This is a genomic window from Curtobacterium sp. B8 (genome assembly GCF_000333315.1).
In the GTDB taxonomy this organism is placed as follows: Bacteria; Actinomycetota; Actinomycetes; order Actinomycetales; family Microbacteriaceae; genus Curtobacterium; species Curtobacterium luteum.
On the sequence record NZ_BACW01000112.1, the window covers coordinates 1 to 15,856 of the forward strand.

General features: G+C 72.7%; 11 protein-coding genes. 4 read left to right on the plus strand and 7 right to left on the minus strand.

Annotated elements, in window-relative coordinates; all coding sequences use genetic code 11:
* Nucleotides 1-37: 37 nt before the first annotated feature.
* From I59_RS02925 to aroA, 6 genes are all read right to left on the minus strand, one after another.
* Complete coding sequence (locus I59_RS02925) at nucleotides 38-2,737, minus strand: LuxR family transcriptional regulator (protein WP_022902593.1); 2,700 nt, start codon at nucleotides 2,735-2,737, stop codon at nucleotides 38-40.
* Between the two features lie 614 nt (nucleotides 2,738-3,351).
* Nucleotides 3,352-4,134, minus strand: a complete 783-nt coding sequence (locus I59_RS02930) for an inositol monophosphatase family protein (protein WP_022902594.1) — start codon at nucleotides 4,132-4,134, stop codon at nucleotides 3,352-3,354.
* Nucleotides 4,135-4,185: 51 nt separating this feature from the next.
* Entirely contained in the window at nucleotides 4,186-5,364 is a 1,179-nt protein-coding gene (locus tag I59_RS02935) for a hypothetical protein (protein WP_148286056.1), read from the minus strand.
* Complete coding sequence (locus I59_RS22545) at nucleotides 5,357-5,566, minus strand: hypothetical protein (RefSeq protein WP_187289777.1); 210 nt, start codon at nucleotides 5,564-5,566, stop codon at nucleotides 5,357-5,359. Before I59_RS22545 ends, I59_RS02935 begins: the two co-directional genes overlap by 8 nt.
* 355 nt (nucleotides 5,567-5,921) lie before the next feature.
* Entirely contained in the window at nucleotides 5,922-6,962 is a 1,041-nt protein-coding gene (gene rsgA, locus I59_RS02945) for a ribosome small subunit-dependent GTPase A (RefSeq protein ID WP_031272608.1), read from the minus strand.
* Nucleotides 6,959-8,344 carry a 3-phosphoshikimate 1-carboxyvinyltransferase gene (aroA, locus tag I59_RS02950; RefSeq protein ID WP_022902598.1) on the minus strand — a complete coding sequence of 462 codons (1,386 nt, stop codon included), beginning with the start codon at nucleotides 8,342-8,344 and terminating at the stop codon, nucleotides 6,959-6,961. Before aroA ends, rsgA begins: the two co-directional genes overlap by 4 nt.
* A 115-nt stretch (nucleotides 8,345-8,459) precedes the next feature.
* Here aroA and I59_RS02955 point away from each other — a divergent pair, with 115 nt between their 5' ends.
* The 3 genes from I59_RS02955 (at nucleotide 8,460) to I59_RS02965 (ending at nucleotide 10,010) form a co-directional block, all read left to right on the plus strand.
* Nucleotides 8,460-9,269 (plus strand): sigma-70 family RNA polymerase sigma factor, encoded by an 810-nt coding sequence (locus I59_RS02955; RefSeq protein ID WP_022902599.1) that lies wholly within the window; start codon nucleotides 8,460-8,462, stop codon nucleotides 9,267-9,269.
* Nucleotides 9,266-9,508 carry a zf-HC2 domain-containing protein gene (locus tag I59_RS02960; protein WP_022902600.1) on the plus strand — a complete coding sequence of 81 codons (243 nt, stop codon included), beginning with the start codon at nucleotides 9,266-9,268 and terminating at the stop codon, nucleotides 9,506-9,508. Before I59_RS02955 ends, I59_RS02960 begins: the two co-directional genes overlap by 4 nt.
* Nucleotides 9,509-9,569: 61 nt before the next feature.
* On the plus strand, nucleotides 9,570-10,010 hold the full coding sequence (locus tag I59_RS02965) for a GNAT family N-acetyltransferase (protein ID WP_022902601.1): 441 nt from the start codon (nucleotides 9,570-9,572) through the stop codon (nucleotides 10,008-10,010).
* A 227-nt stretch (nucleotides 10,011-10,237) separates the two neighbouring features.
* Here the strand turns inward: I59_RS02965 and I59_RS02970 are convergent, their stop codons facing one another.
* Complete coding sequence (locus tag I59_RS02970) at nucleotides 10,238-14,035, minus strand: multifunctional oxoglutarate decarboxylase/oxoglutarate dehydrogenase thiamine pyrophosphate-binding subunit/dihydrolipoyllysine-residue succinyltransferase subunit (RefSeq protein WP_022902602.1); 3,798 nt, start codon at nucleotides 14,033-14,035, stop codon at nucleotides 10,238-10,240.
* Between the two features lie 253 nt (nucleotides 14,036-14,288).
* On the opposite strand from I59_RS02970, the gene I59_RS02975 reads away from it, so the two are divergent.
* Nucleotides 14,289-15,728: a GuaB1 family IMP dehydrogenase-related protein gene (locus I59_RS02975; protein ID WP_022902603.1), complete on the plus strand. Its 1,440-nt coding sequence runs from the start codon at nucleotides 14,289-14,291 to the stop codon at nucleotides 15,726-15,728.
* Nucleotides 15,729-15,856: the final 128 nt, after the last annotated feature.

Consider the following 15,856-nt stretch of genomic DNA (forward strand, 5'->3'; position numbering starts at 1 on the left):
ACCTCCCGTCCGATGCGTGGTCGCGTCGCGACCGCGATCAGGTGAGCAGCGCCACGAGGTGCGAGCGCGAGCGCGCGCCCACCTTGCGGTAGATCTGCGTGAGCCGCAGCTCCACCGTGCGCTGCGACATGAAGAGCGACGAGGCGATCTCGCGGTTGCGGTAGCCCTCCGTCACCTTCTGCACCACGGCGCGTTCCTCGGCGGTCAGCGACGTCAGCGCTGCGGACGCGTCCGGCGCGCTCCGCGGTGTGCCGGGCTGCGGCGCCGAGCCCGTCGGGCCGGACCGGAGGAGCGAACCGCCGAACGACGGCATCGCGACCGACGGGGCGGGCGTGACGAGCGGACGCCGGAGGCCGGCGGCCTCGTACGCGGCCGCCGCTGCGGCGCCGAGCCGCGGACGCTCGGTGGCCGTGCCGACCGCGGCGAGTGCCGCGAAGGTGCGAGCCCGCTCGTACTGCGAGTCGTGCGGCTGGAACAGCTCCAGCGCGCGACGCCTCGCGGTCTCGCGCGTCGTGTCGTCCGCGACGAGCGCCAGGCTCCGCGCGAGGACCAGCGCGCCCCAGCGCGACGGCCGGGAGTGGTGGTCCGCGGCCAGCCGGGCGGTGATCGCCCGCGCGTCGTCGATCCGGCCGAGGCGTGCGTACGCCTCCACCAGGTCTCCGAGGTGCCGGAGCACGGCGGGGTTCCGCAGGGAACGGCCGATGGCGTCGGCCGCCTCGAGGCTGACGGCGGCCTCCTCGAGCCGACCGTCGAGCAGCAGGACCCGACCACGGAACGCGTGCAGCTTCGCCGTCGCGCCCCAGAGCCGGTTCGTGGAGCGCTGCGCGAGGCAGCGGTCCAGCACGTCGAGCGCCTCCGAGGAACGACCCTCCGCGAAGTGGCGCCAGGCGATCGCGATCACCCGCGAGGGCTCTCGGAACCGCTCGGACGCCGCGGAACCGGCCTCCCAGACGTCGATCGCGCGGAGCGCCTGCCGGAAGTTCCCGGAGCGCACCTCGTTCTCGGCGGACAGGTAGCGGGCCGCTTCCGTCCACACGAGCGGCGTCTGCGGACCCCGGGCGAGGACCAGTGCGAAGACCCGACGGGCGCTGCGGTAGCGCTCACCGATGCTCAGGGCGTGGGCGAGCAGCAGCAGGGCGGCGTCGGACATGCCCGTCAACACGGAGGCCGAGAGCCCGTCGTGCAGGTCCGCGTCCGCCGGGAGGGTCCCGTCGACGGCGGCGATGAGCTCGCGGGCCGTCGCCGTGATCTCCAGCGTGTGCGCGGAGGCCGAGTCGAGGAAGGGCTCGGCGCGGGCCAGGAGGTCCCGCGCCTGGTCGAGCTCCCACACCTCGGCGCGGAAGCACGCCACGGTCGCGAGCAGGCCCGCGACGGCGTCGGTCTCCACCGGGTCGCCGGCGTCGACCGGCAGGAGCAGCTCGTCCGCGTGCACGGCGTCGCCGCTGAGGAACTCGACGGAGTACTGCAGGCGCAGCCGGCGGACCTCGGTGGTCGTCTCGCGGAACGGTCGGATCGCGGCGAGGTACCGTGCGGCGGCGCTGAGGAGCCGGTTCGCCAGCATGACCTCGGCGACGCCGAGCAGCGCCTCGTGCTCGTCCGCGGTGCCGCCCCCGACGAGCAGGGCTCGCTCGGTGAGGGACGTCGCCGCGGTGGTGTTGCCGTCCACGACGTACGACCGCGCGGCCCGGAGCAGCGCGACGGCGTCGGGGACGTCGTCCACGAAGCTGCGGTGCCAGGCGTGGGCTCGTGCGTCCGTGTCCGCCGTGACCTCCGCCAGGGCGGTGTGGGCGGCCCGGCGCTCCCGGGAGGGCGTCCGCCAGTACAACGACGAGCGGACGAGGGGGTTCGCGACCTCCACGTGCTGCCCCCGCACGGCGACGAGTCCCGCGTCCGCGAGGTCGTCGAGTGCGTCGCGGTCCCACGTGGCGGCCTTGGCCGTCGGGACCAGCGCGAGCCGAGCGAGGACGTCCAGATCGCGTCCCGCAGCGGCGTCGAGCACGGTCGCGGCGATCGCTTCCGTCGTCTTGGTGGGGCGGAGCGGCAGTACGAGCGGCTCGGTGCCGATCAGCTGACCGCGGGTGAGGCTCGCGAGCTGTTCGCGCAGTACGCCGGGGTTGCCTCCGGTCTCCTGCGCGAGGATCGCGAGGACACCGTCGTTCGCGTCGTCCGGAGCCGTGCTGCGGGCGAGCGTCAGGGCGACGTCCTCGCTGAGCGGTTCGAGCCGCAGCGCGGGCAGCGCCGCGAGCGGGCCGTCGGCGGGGACGGTGCGGACGGACGCGACCACACGCAGTGCGGTCCCTGCCAGTCGGCCGGCGAGGAACGCGATGAGCTCCTGGCTCTCCACGTCCATCCGGTCGAGGTCGTCGATGAGGACGACCGTCGGCGGCAGGGTGAGCGTGTGCACGGCTTCGAGGAAATCGTGCGCAGCGGCGAGGCCGGCGCGTTCGGGGACCTGACCACCGGTGGAGCCCGCCTGCAGCAGGTGGGCGATGTGCGCGGTGGCGCGGGGGTCGTCCAGGGCGGTGAACAATGCGGTCACGCCGGCCAGGGGCCAGTGGGACTCACTCCCGTTCACACCGACGCGGACGACGGGGAGGGAGACGCGGTGAGCCACCGCGTCGAGGACGCTGCTGCGCCCGGAACCAGGGTCGCCGACGACGACCATCGCGGACTCCCGAGGGAGCATTGCGAGGGTCGCGATCCGGTCGACCTCGAGACGGCGACCGGTGAGTGCCATGACTCACCGGCCTCCGGGTCCGGAGACGGATGCTGCGACGGACGGGCGCGCGGAGGCGGACCGGACGGAGGCGTGGCGGGTGACCGCGCCGGTGACCGGACGTGCGAGAGCTTCGTGGTTGGAATGCGGACGAGTGAGGGTGCACTCGGTTCCGCTCGGGAACGATGATGTCATCGTCTGTATCACCCCTCGGGTTAGGGTCTTCGACGAACTGGCACCGGGTCGCGTTCCGTGCCGGATCTAGGGAATCCGAGACGTCACCTGACCTGGCGTCTCGTTGACAGTAACCCAGGTCCCGGCGAGGTGGACCGGTCGTTCCCGACGTTTTCTCCCTTCGACTGCCCCCAGTCCGGGGGGCGGCGTCGCGGTCGCGGGGGCTGGCCACGGGACACGTGCCGGGCGTTCGGGGTACACCGTCGTCCGGACCGCGACGGGGCCGGTCGGTGGCGGACGCCCGGGCGCCCGGGCATCCGGCGGTGGCGTCCTCACGAGTCCCGGTCGAGCGGGGTACGCGCGGGTGTCGGATGCCGTCCTGCGGAGGGGTCGGCGCGAGGGGCTGCCGTCGGGGTACCCGGATGCGCGATGTGCGTTCTTCGGATCGCCCCGCGGTGCCGTCAGCGACGGATGACGTCGACGACGGCGTCGTGCACGAGGCCGTTCGACGCGAGCGCACTGCCGTGCCACGGTCCGGGATCGCCGTCGAGGGAGGTGAACCGTCCGCCGGCCTCCTCGACGATCGGGACGAGCGCGGCGATGTCCCACGGCTTGAGGTCGGGTTCGCCCGCGACGTCGAGCACACCCTCCGCGACCATCATGTACGGCCACATGTCGCCGTAGGCCCGGGTGCGCCAGACTTTCCGTGACAGCGCGACGAGCGGCTCGAGCCGGTCGTCCTCGTCCCACTGCTGGATGCTGTTGTAGCTGAGGCTCGCGTCGGCGAGGTCCGCCACCCCGGAGACGTGCAGCGGGCCGTCGAACGAGTGCGCACCGAGACCCTCGGCCGCCCACCAACGCTTGCCGAGCGCGGGAGCGCTGACGACACCGAGCACCGGCCGACCGTCGACGGCGAGGGCGATCAGCGTCGCCCAGACCGGCACGCCGCGGAGGTAGTTCGCCGTGCCGTCGATCGGGTCCACGACCCACTGGCGGTGTCCTTCGCTGACGGCCTCGCCGCCCGCGTCCGCGGTCGTCTCCTCGCCGAGGAACGCGTCGTCCGGGCGTTCCGTCGCCAGGCGGTCGCGGATGGCCCGCTCCACCGCCTGGTCGCCGTCCGTGACGTGGGTGCTGTCGGCCTTCTTCGACACGTGCAGGTCGGCGGCGCGGAACCGTTCGAGGCTGATCGCGTCGGCGGTGTCGGCGAGGGAGCGGGCGAAGTCCAGGTCGGCGCTGAGGTCCACGCGTCGAGCGTAGCGCTCGGGTGCGGCACGCCGGGATGGGATGCGGGGGTGTCAGGCGGCGACCACCTCGTCCTCCTCCTGCGCGGAGACGGCGCGTTCGCGGGCGATGCGGGTCCGCCGGGCGACCAGGCCGTGCACGACGACGCAGAGCAGGACCGCGGCGGCCAGCCAGAGCGCGAGCACGAGGCTCGGACGCCCGAGGGACGCGTCCGGGAAGTACTGGAGGTCCTGGGCGGCCCGGAGCCACGCAGCACCGCTCCAGAAGCTGTTCAGCGCCGCGAAGAACCCGGGCTGAAACGCCGGCTGGAAGATGCCGCCGGAACTGGTGAAGTTGAGCATCACGAACAGCATCGTGAGGATCGGCGTGGTCCACCGTCCGAGGACGGGGTGCAGACCGACGCCGAGGGCCACGATGATCGCGTCGTACAGCCACGCGAACAGGAACACCTCCCACCGGTGCGTCGTGACCACGCCGTACACCGGGCCGGCGACGACGATGCCGATGCCGGCGACGACGCCCGCGGTGACGATCCCCACCACGGTCGTCCAGAACGGCCGGAGGCGTGCGGCGACCGCGGCGACCGCGATGGCCGATGCGTAGCCGCCCACGCTGAGGCCGACCAGGAGGAAGAACAGCCCCTGCCCCGTCGAGTCCTGCTCGCCGGCGGGGACGACGTCCACCACGCGGAACGGCAGGTGCTGCCGGAACGCGATGGGCATGAAGACCTTCTGCGCGGCGGTCGCGGTGGTCTCGGACGCCGCGGTCGAGACGTAGAGGGTCGCGCCGCTCGTCGTCGGGGCGTAGACCGCCGCGAGCTCGCGGTCGCGGACCTGCTGTTCGGCGCGGTCGGTGGAGGTCACGACGTGCGCGACGAGGGCGCCGTCGGACTGGTCCGTGACGGTCTGCGCGAACACCTGCGTGGCCGCACCCTGGCCGACGATGCCGACGGGGAGGTCGTGCGGCGTCGGGGCGTGGAACGCGCCGAGGTACGCGAGGCCCATGCCGGCGGCGAGGAACAGCGGGACCAGGATGTGCGAGGCGAAGTGCCGGAGGGTCGCGCCGAGGCCGTCGGGACGGAGGACGCCGTTGCCCGGGGAGCGGCGCGGTGGCTTCGGGGCGGCGTGGGTCGCCGCGGTGTGCGCCGCGGGTGCGTGCGGCGCGGACACGTGGGGGGACGGGGCGTCGACCGTGCTGGCCGGCGCAAAGTTGTACTTTGCAACTTCAGACACGTGGGGCAACGGTACACCGCCACCGCGGCGCGGTGATGGCAGCGGCGGCGTCGTCGGCGGCGGCGTCGGTGGTGGCGGCGGCGTCGTCGGTGGTGGCGTCGGCGGCGGCGGCGTCGGTGGTGGTGGCGTCGGTGGTGGCGAGCGGATGCCGGTATCCCCTCGGCGGTCGCGGCCCCGGGCGTCCCCTCGGCGGTCGCGACACCCCGCGTCCGCGGCGTCGAGTGGTCACGACGCGTCGGTGCGGCGCCGGCGGAGCGACCGTTCGTGACCGCGCGGGGTACCTGAGCGGGGAGTCGTGACCGCGCCGGCCGCGGCCCCGACGTCGCCGAGGGCTGGTCCCCGGCGTCGTCGTGCACGCGTCCGACGGCGAGGGTACGGGCGGTCGCGGCGCCAGGCGTCCCCTCGGCGGTCGCGACACCCCGCGTCCGCGGTGTCGAGTGGTCACGACGCGTCGGTGCGGCGCCGGCGGAGCGACCGTTCGTGACCGCGCGGGGGGCCTGAGCGGGGAGTCGTGACCCTCCGGAGTCGGCGACGTTCATCCGGAAGCCACCCGCCGCCTACTCCTGCCCGGGGTCCTCCGCGCCCATCCCGGTCAGCAGCGCCCGGAAGGAGTCCAGCCGCTCGACGCCCGTCGGGCCGAGCTCGCCGTCCGCCACCCGGTCGACGATCTCCCAGTCGTGGGCCTGCGACAACGGGATGCCGTCGGCCGGCTCGCGCACGGGGACCGCGTGCGCCGCGAACGCCCGGAAGACGTTCGCGGGGTCGACGTGGCCGAGACCGAAGGACCGGACGCCCGGCGTGTCGATGATCCAGCCGCCGTCCCGCACCCGCAGCGCGATCGAGGACGACGACGTGTGGCGCCCCCGTCCGGTGACGGCGTTGACGTGTCCGGTCGCCCGGGTCGCCCCGGTGATGGCGTTCACGAGCGTCGACTTGCCCACGCCGGAGTGGCCGACGGTCACCGTGACCTTCTCGTCCAGGACGTCGTGGAGCGCTGCGAAGGGCACGTCGTCCGAGCGGCTCGTCACGATCCGCAGCGAGAGGCAGGCGAAGTGCTCCAGGAACGGCGCGGGGTCGGCGAGGTCGGTCTTCGTGATGCAGAGGACCGGGTCGAGGCCGGCGTCGAACGCGGCCACGAGGTACCGGTCGATCAGCCGGGTGCGCGGTTCCGGGTCGGCCGCGGCGACGACGATGAGCATCTGGTCGGCGTTCGCCACGATCACCCGCTCGACCTCGTCGGTGTCGTCGGCGCTCCGCCGGAGCAGCGTCGTGCGTTCGGCGACCTTGACGATCCGTGCGAGGGAGCCCGGTTCGCCGGAGGTGTCGCCGACGAGCGACACGTGGTCGCCCGTGACGACGGACTTCTTCCCGAGCTCCCGGGCCTTGGTGGCCGTGATCACCGCGTCCCCGACGAGCACGCCGAACCGCCCGCGGTCGACGTTCGTCACCCAGCCGGCCGTCGCGTCCTCGTGCGTCGGCCGGACCTTCGTGCGCGGCCGGTTGCCCTTCGGGTTCGGACGGATCCGGACCCGCGACTCGTAGTCGCCGTAGGGCTCGTCCTCGCCGTCGTCGCCTTCGGCGTCGTCCCACCAGCTCACGGAGCGGCCCCCGGGGAGCCGGCGGTCGCGACGAGCTCCGCCCACAGCTGCGGGAACTGGGGGAGGGTCTTCGCGGTCGAGCCGATGTCGTCGACGGCGACGCCGTCGACGACGAGGCCGACCACGGCACCGGCGGTCGCCATCCGGTGGTCGTCGTACGCGGCCCACGCCGCGCCGTGGAGCGGGGCCGGCTCGATCCGCAGGCCGTCGTCGAGTTCGCGCACCGCGCCTCCCGTCCGGTTCAGGTCCGCAGCGAGCGCGGCGAGCCGGTCCGTCTCGTGTCCACGCAGGTGACCGATCCCGGTGACCTCGCTCGGCCCGTCGGCGAGGGCTGCGAGCGCGACGAGCGCCGGCGCGAGCTCGCCGCCGCGCGTGAGGTCGAGGTCGACGCCCGGCAGGGAGGCACCACCCGCCACCCCGAGGCCGCCGTCGAACACGAGGTCGTCGCCGTCCCGCGTGACGGTCGCGCCCCACAGAGGCAGGAGCGTCTCGAGGTCGGCGCCCACCTGAGTCGTCTCGGTCGGCCAGGTGCGGATGCGGACGGAGCCGCCCGCGACGAGCGCGGCCACCGCGAACGGTGCGGCGTTGGACAAATCGGGTTCGATCGTGACGTCCCGCGCGGCGATGGGACCCGGGTGCACGACCCACTCGCCGACGGCCGGCTGGTCGACGCGGACACCCCGCGCGCGCAGGACCTCGACGGTCATGTCGATGTGCGGCAGGCTCGGCAGCCGCTCGCCCGTGTGCACGAGGTGCAGGCCCTCGGTGAAGCGCGGCGCGGACAGCAGCAGGCCGGAGACGAACTGCGAGGACGCGGACGCGTCGATCTTCAGCGAGCCGCCGCGGACCGCACCGGTGCCCGTGAAGGAGAAGGGCATCGCGCCGTCGCCGTCGTCGGTGACGTCCACCCCGAGGTCGACGAGTGCCTGGATTATCGCGCCCATCGGACGCTTCCGGGCGTACGGGTCGCCGTCGATCGTGACCGGGCCGGTCGCCAGCGCCGCGAGCGGGGGCAGGAAGCGCATCACGGTGCCGGCGAGGCCGCAGTCCACCCGGACGTCGCCGCGCATCGGTGCCGGGGTGATCCGGAGGTCCGGTCCGTACGGGTTCGGCACACCGGGCGCTCCGTCCGTGCCGGGCGCCGGAGGGAGCTCCTCGATCCCGACCCCGAGCTGCCGGAGGCCGGCGATCATCAGGGCCGAGTCCCGCGAGTGCAGCGGCAGCCGGATGGTCGAGGGGCCGTCGGCGAGGGCGGCCAGGACGAGCTCCCGGTTCGTCAGCGACTTCGACCCCGGCAGCGCGACGTCGCCGCGGAGCGGGCCCCGGGCGCGTGGGGCGGTCCAGGGAGCAGGAGCCTGGTGGGAATGCGTCGTGGCAGCCATCGGTTCACCAGGGTACTGAATCCACCGGGGAGGATCCTTGGCGACAGCAACACTGACGCGCGAGCGGACGCACCTGCCCGTCGCGGTCACCACGCTCGGCCTAGACTCGGCCGTGATGACCACCGACGAACGGCAGGCAGCACCGCACGACGCCACCCGGCCGCACGGCGCGGCGGGGCACGACGTGGCGGCTCCGCACGACCTCGTCGCGGCGACCGAGGCGCAGCTCGACGCGTCGAGGGAGGAGGACGAGGTCCTCGCCGACGAGACCACCGTGTCCGAGAGCGAGCTCCGGTCGCTGTTCGAGACCCAGGCGCTGCCGTTCATGGACCAGCTGTACGGTGCGGCGATGCGGATGACCCGCAACCCCGCCGACGCGTCGGACCTCGTGCAGGAGACCTTCGTCAAGGCGTTCGCGGCCTTCCGGCAGTTCCGGCAGGGCACGAACCTCAAGGCGTGGTTGTACCGCATCCTCACCAACACGTTCATCAACACGTACCGCAAGAACCAGCGGAACCCGTACCAGGGCACGATCGACGAGCTCGAGGACTGGCAGCTCGGCGGTGCGGAGAGCGTCACGCAGTCGATCTCCGCGCGCTCGGCCGAGGCGGACGCCATCGACCACCTGCCGTCGTCCGCGGTCAAGGACGCCCTGCAGGCGATCCCCGAGGACTTCCGGATGGCCGTGTACTTCGCGGACGTCGAGGGCTTCTCGTACCAGGAGATCGCCGACATCATGAAGACCCCCGTGGGGACGGTCATGAGCCGCCTCCACCGTGGCCGCCGCCTCCTCCGGGGGCTGCTGGCGGACCACGCCCGCGAGACCGGCATCGTCCCGGACGCAGCGTCGACGGCGACGATGCGCGGACGCGGCCGGAAGCCAGTTGCGACCTCGGGTCGCGTCGAAGGGAAGGAAGCGCGATGAGCGGCTGCGACTGCTCGAAGGCGAAGGCGGAGCTCGAGGAGTTCCTGCACGGCGAGCTCTGCCGTGAGGACGCGGCGGACATCCGTGAGCACATGGAGGGCTGCGAGGACTGCACGACCGAGCACCGCGTCGGCGTCGTCCTCATCGAGACCGTCCGACGTGCTTGCAAGGAGACCGCGCCGGAACAGCTCCGCGCCGAGGTCCTCGCGCGCATCCGCGTGGAGCAGGCCACCCACTGACCCCGCCACGGGTGCGGTCGGCGTGTCGTCACACGCCCACCGCGCTCGGTAGGGTCGCCGCATGACCCTTCTCGTCGAGTCGATCACCACCTGGTCCGACACGGACGTCGCCGACGTCACCGCGCTCGTCCGGCTGCTCGGCCACGACGTCGAGCCGGCGGGCATGCGTGCCCGGCTCGAGCGGCTGACGCCGGAGGCCGGACACCGCACCTGGCTGGTGCGCGGTGACGACGGTCGCGTGGCTGCGGTCGCCGGGGCGCAGCTCACCTGGGCCTACGTCTCGGACGAGCCGACGGCGCAGCTGCTGCTGCTCGTCGTCGACCCGACGGCCAGGAGGAACGGCACCGGTTCTGCGCTCCTCGGCACGTTCGAGACGTGGGCGGCCGAGCAGGGTGCGCGTCGCCTCAGCGCCGTGAGTGCGGCCGCGACGGACAGTGCGCACCGGTTCTACCAGAAGCGCGGGTACCACGAGGCGGGGGTCCGGTACACCCGCATCGTGTAGGCCCGACGGGCTACGCTGCGCGTCCGGACGGCTGGCGCTGCGCTGCGCGGCGTCCCGACGGCTGGCGCTGCGCTGCGCGTCCGGACGGCTGGCGCTGCGCTGCGCGTCCGGACGGCTGCGCCGTGTGCGCTCCGCTCCCCGTACGCACATAGCGCCCCGTCGGGACGGGGCGCGATGTGCGTACGGGGGCGCGAGCTGCGTCGCGTGCGGCTGGGCGTCGCGTGCGGCTAGCCGAGGGCCCGGCGGATGACCTCCGTGGCCTCCTGCGCCGAGCGCTTCGACGAACCCGTGGCGGGTGCGGCACTCGCCGGACGCGACGCCACCGACAGCGGCCGACCCTGCAGGTGCGGCGACAGGTTCATGCACACGAACGGCCAGGCGCCCTGGTTCTCGGGTTCCTCCTGCGCCCAGACGACCTCGGCGTCCGGGTAGCGGCCGAGCACCTCGAGGATCCGCTCGAGCGGCAGCGGCGCGAGCTGCTCGAGCCGGACGAGCGCGACGTCCGTGCGGGCCGACTTCTCGACCTCGGCGCGGAGGTCGTGGTGGACCTTGCCCGAGTGCAGCACCACCCGACGCACGGCACCGGTGTCGAGCTGCCGGTCGTCGTCGAGGACCTCCTGGAACGTGCCGCTCGTGAAGGCCTCGACCGGGCTCGTCGCCTGGCGCAGTCGGAGCATCGCCTTCGGGGTGAACACCACGAGGGGCTTCTGCGGACGCTCCCACGCCTGCCGACGGAGCAGGTGGAACCACGACGCCGGCGTCGACGGGCGCGTGATCACCATGTTGTCCTCGGCGAAGAGCTGCAGGTAGCGCTCGATGCGTGCCGACGAGTGGTCCGGTCCCTGGCCCTCGTAGCCGTGGGGGAGCAGGAGCACCAGTCCGGAGCGCTGTCCCCACTTCTGCTCGGCGGACGAGATGAACTCGTCGATCACGGTCTGGGCGCCGTTCGCGAAGTCGCCGAACTGCGCCTCCCAGAGCACGAGGGCCTCGGGACGCTCGACCGAGTAGCCGTACTCGAACGCCATGGCCGCGTACTCGCTCAGCAGCGAGTCGTAGATCGTGAAGCGCGCCTGGTCCTCGGTCAGGTTCGCGAGCGGCAGCCACTCCTGGCCGTTGACGCGGTCGTGGAACACCGCCTGCCGCTGCACGAAGGTCCCGCGGCGGGCGTCCTGCCCGGCGAGCCGGACGGGCTTGCCCTCGACGAGCACCGACCCGATCGCCATGAGCTCCGCCATCGCCCAGTCGATGCCGCCGTTCCGCGTCATGTCGGTGCGCTTGGACAGGAGCTGCTGCAGCTTCGGGTGGATGGCGAACCCTGCCGGCGGGTTGCTGTGCGCGTCGCCGATCATCCGGACGAGTTCCTCGGACACGGCGGTCTCGTGGACGTCGACCTCGGAGTCGTCGCGCTGCGCGGCCGGACGCTCGAGACCGTTCACCGCGCCGTCGTCGTCGCCCGTGATGACCGGGATCGTGCCGGTCTGTGCCTCGTGCGTCTCGGCGAAGGCACGCTCCAGGCGGTCCTGGAAGTCGCGGTGCGCCTCGTCGTACTCCTCCTGCGTGATGTCGCCGCGGCCGACGAGCGCCTCGGTGTAGAGCGTGCGGACGGAGCGCTTCGCCTCGATGAGGTTGTACATGAGCGGCTGGGTCATCGAAGGGTCGTCGCCCTCGTTGTGCCCCCGGCGGCGGTAGCAGATGAGGTCGATGACGACGTCGCGGTGGAACTCCTCGCGGTAGGCGAAGGCGAGCTCCGCGACGCGGGAGACGGCCTCGGGGTCGTCGCCGTTCACGTGGAAGATCGGCGCCTGGATCGTCTTCGCGACGTCGGTGGAGTACACCGAGCTGCGCGCCGACTCCGGCGGGGTCGTGAAGCCGACCTGGTTGTTGATGACCAGGTGGACCGTGCCGCCGGTGCGGTAGCCGCGGAGCTGCGACATCTGCAGCGTCTCGACCACGACGCCCTGGCCGGCCATCGCCGCGTCGCCGTGCACGAGCACCGGCAGGACGTTCGTCGAGCCCGGGCCCTGCTTGTCCTGCTTCGCGCGGACGATGCCCTCGAGCACGCCGTCGACGGCCTCGAGGTGCGACGGGTTCGCGGCGATCGTCACGGGGATCGCGGTGCCGTCGCTCGCGCGGAACACGCCCTCGGTGCCGACGTGGTACTTCACGTCGCCCGAGCCCTGGCCGGACACCGAGCCCGGCAGCGACGAGCCCTCGAACTCACGGAAGATCTGCCCGTACGTCTTGCCGGCGATGTTCGTCAGGACGTTGAGGCGACCGCGGTGGGCCATGCCGATCGCGACCTCCTGGAGCCCGGCGCCGGCGGCATGCTGGATGAGGGTGTCGAGGAACGCGATCGTCGACTCGCCGCCCTCGAGCGAGAACCGCTTCTGACCGACGTACTTCGTCTGCAGGAAGGTCTCGAACGCCTCGGCCTCGTTGAGCTTGCCGAGGACGCGGAGCTGCTCCTCCTTCGACGGCTTCGCGTACGGGATCTCGATGTGGGACTGCATCCACCGGCGCTGTTCCGGGTCCTGGATGTGCATGTACTCGACGCCGGTGGTGCGGCAGTACGCGTCCCGGAGGATGCCGAGCACGTCGCGCAGCGGTGCGTTCGTGGTGCCGGCCAGTCCGCCGGTGACGAACTCGCGGTCGAGGTCCCAGAAGGTCAGCCCGTGGTTCTCGATCTCGAGGTCGGGGTGGGTGCGCTGGCGGTACTCGAGCGGGTCGATGTCCGCCATGAGGTGGCCGCGGACCCGGAAGCTGTTGATGAGCTCCTGCACGCGCGAGGTCTTGTTGACGCGGTGCGCGAGGTCGACGTTGATGTCGGTCGCCCACTGGATCGGCTTGTACGGGATGCGGAGTGCCGCGAAGATGCCCTCGTAGAAGCCGTGCCCGCCGATGAGTCGCTCGTGCACCTTCTTGAGGTACTCGCCCGAGCCGGCGCCCTGGATCACCCGGTGGTCGTAGGTGCTCGTCAGCGTGATGGTCTTGCCGATGCCGAGCTCGACGAGGGTCTTCTCCGCGGAGCCCTGGAACTGCGCCGGGTACTCGAGCGCTCCGGCGCCGATGATGCAGCCCTGCCCCTTGGTGAGGCGCGGGACCGAGTGCACGGTGCCGATGCCGCCGGGGTTCGTCAGCGAGATCGTCGTCCCCTGGGAGTCGGCCGGCGTGAGCTTGTTGTCGCGGGCACGCTTGACGAGGTCCTCGTAGGCGGAGAGGAACTGCCCGAACGTCAGGGTCTCGGCGCGCTTGATGCTCGGGACGAGGAGTGACCGGCTGCCGTCCTTCTTCGGGACGTCGATCGCGATCCCGAGGTTCACGTGCGCCGGTTCGACCAGGAACGGCTTGCCGTCGCGCTCCTCGTAGAAGACGTTCTGGCTCGGGAACTCCTTGATCGCCTGGACCATCGCCCAGCCGATCAGGTGGGTGAACGAGATCTTGCCGCCGCGGGCACGCCGCAGGTGGTTGTTGATCACGATGCGGTTGTCGATCATGAGCTTCGCCGGGATGGTCCGGACGCTCGTCGCGGTCGGGACGGTCAGCGACGCGTCCATGTTCGACGCGAGGGTCTTCGCCATGCCCCGGAGCGGGGTCGCCACGTCCTCGTGGGTCTCCTCGTGCTCGTCGGCGGCGTCGTTCGCCTCCGCGGGGATCGGCTGCGGGGCGGGCTGGCGCGAGGTGGTGCGCGCCTGGATCGGGCCGGACTTGGCCTCGGCGGGGGCGTCGCCGGTGGCGGGCTGCTGCGTGCTCGACTGCGTTGCGGGCGCGGTGCCCGACGGCGCGGGTGCGGCCGAGGCAGGCGTGCCCTGGGCGGACGTGGACGGAGCCGACGTGGATGCTGCGGGGGCGGACGGAGCAGACCCCTGCCCGGTCTGCGAGCGGTGGAACTTTTCGAGGACCGGCCACCAGGACTCGTCGACCGAGCTCTTGTCCGCGACGAACTGCTCGTAGAGCTCGTCGACGAGCCACTCGTTCGCCCCGAAGTCGCCCGCGGTCTCGTCAGTTCCGGTCAGATGGCTCGACACAGCCGATCGCCCACTCTCCGTCGATAGATGCTCGTGTGTGTCGTACGCAGCAACCCTGCTGCCGTACTGCCAGAGAGCCTAGCCGCTCCCGGATGACCGTTCGGTGACCGCCGGACGTGATTCGCGCCTCCCGTCCGGGGCTCGCGCGTGTCGCGCGGGCGCGGCCCGACAGCCGGTCCCGACGGGGCAGGACCGCGGTCCCGACGGGGCCGGACACCGGTCCGCGTGCCCTGTGCCGCCGTACAGTGACCCCATGAGGTTCTACGAGACGCGGCCGACGCACGACCTGACCTACTCCGACGTCTTCCTCGTCCCCAGCCGGTCCGGGGTGACGAGTCGCTTCGACGTGGACCTCGCCGCGAACGACGGCTCCGGCGCGACGATCCCGATCATCAGCGCGAACATGAACTCCGTCACGGGGCCGCGCCTCGCCGCGACGCTCGCCCGGCGCGGTGGCCTCGGCGTCCTGCCCCAGGACATGCACCTGCAGGACCTCGACGCCGCGATCCGCTGGGTGAAGGACCAGCCCGTGGCCTTCGACACCGCCTACGACCTCGGGGCCGACACCACGGTCGCCGAGGCCCTCGAGCAGCTGCTCCCGGTCGCCGGGCGTGGTGTGGTCGTGCGGGACGGCCGCGGCGAGTACCTCGGCTGCGTGCCGGCGACCCGACTGGGCACCGCCGGCCCCGACGCGACCCTGGGCGACCTGCTGCACGGCGCGTCCACCGGCATCGACGCCGAGGACGCCGGCACCTCCCGGCACGTCTACGACGTCCTGACCGCGGCGGAGGTCGACTTCGCACCCGTCACCAGCCACGGCCGCGTCGTCGGCACGACGAGCCCCACGAGCGCGATCCGCTCCGACATCTACACGCCGGCCGTCGACGCCGACGGTCGCCTGCGGGTGGCCGCAGCGCTCGGCATCAACGGCGACGTCGCCGCGAAGGCGAAGGCCCTCGCCGCCGCGGGCGTCGACGTGCTCGTCCTCGACACCGCGCACGGTCACCAGGAGGGCATGCTCCGCGCGCTCGACACGGTGGCGTCGCTCGACCTCGGCATCCCGCTCGTCGCGGGTAACGTCGTCACCGCCGACGCCGTCGCGCACCTCGTCGGCGCGGGCGCGTCGATCATCAAGGTCGGTGTCGGCCCGGGCGCGATGTGCACGACCCGCATGATGACCGCGGTGGGCCGGCCGCAGTTCTCCGCGGTCCTCGAGACCGCTGCCGCGGCGAAGTCGCTCGGCGCCCACGTCTGGGCCGACGGTGGGGTCCGCTACCCGCGCGACGTCGCGCTCGCGCTGGCCGCCGGGGCCTCGGCCGTGATGATCGGCTCGTGGTTCGCGGGCACCCTCGAGGCACCCGGCGTCCTGCGCCGCGACGCGGCGGGCAAGGCCTACAAGGAGAGCTGGGGCATGGCGAGCGCCAAGGCCGTGCGCGAGCGGTTCGAGCGGCTCGACCCGTACGAGCGCGCACGGAAGGCGCTCTTCGCCGAGGGCATCTCGTCGTCGACGATCTACCTCGACCCGGAGCGGCCGAGCGTCGAGGACCTGCTCGACATGATCACCACGGGCATCCGCAGTTCCGCGACCTACGCGGGGGCGTCGTCGCTCGCCGAGTTCCACGAGCGCGCCCTCGTCGGCATCCAGTCGGCCGCCGGCTACGAGGAAGGCAAGCCGCTGCCCGTCAGCTGGTAGCGCCGGCCGCTCCCGAGACTCGGGTCCGCAGGACCGAGTCTCGGTCCCAGCGACAGTTCTCGCGCTCGTCAGCGCGAGTCCTGTCGCTCACGTCGAGTCTCGGGTCGCGACCCCAGGACGGACGGGAG

Excerpts from the sequence above, each read along its gene's own strand:
- I59_RS02960 (WP_022902600.1), top strand. The coding sequence starts at position 9,266 with ATGAGCGGCTGCGACTGCTCGAAGGCGAAGGCGGAGCTCGAGGAGTTC.
- I59_RS02965 (WP_022902601.1), top strand. The coding sequence starts at position 9,570 with ATGACCCTTCTCGTCGAGTCGATCACCACCTGGTCCGACACGGACGTC.
- I59_RS02975 (WP_022902603.1), top strand. The coding sequence starts at position 14,289 with ATGAGGTTCTACGAGACGCGGCCGACGCACGACCTGACCTACTCCGAC.
- I59_RS02955 (WP_022902599.1), top strand. The coding sequence starts at position 8,460 with ATGACCACCGACGAACGGCAGGCAGCACCGCACGACGCCACCCGGCCG.
- I59_RS02925 (WP_022902593.1), bottom strand. The coding sequence starts at position 2,737 with ATGGCACTCACCGGTCGCCGTCTCGAGGTCGACCGGATCGCGACCCTC.
- aroA (WP_022902598.1), bottom strand. The coding sequence starts at position 8,344 with ATGGCTGCCACGACGCATTCCCACCAGGCTCCTGCTCCCTGGACCGCC.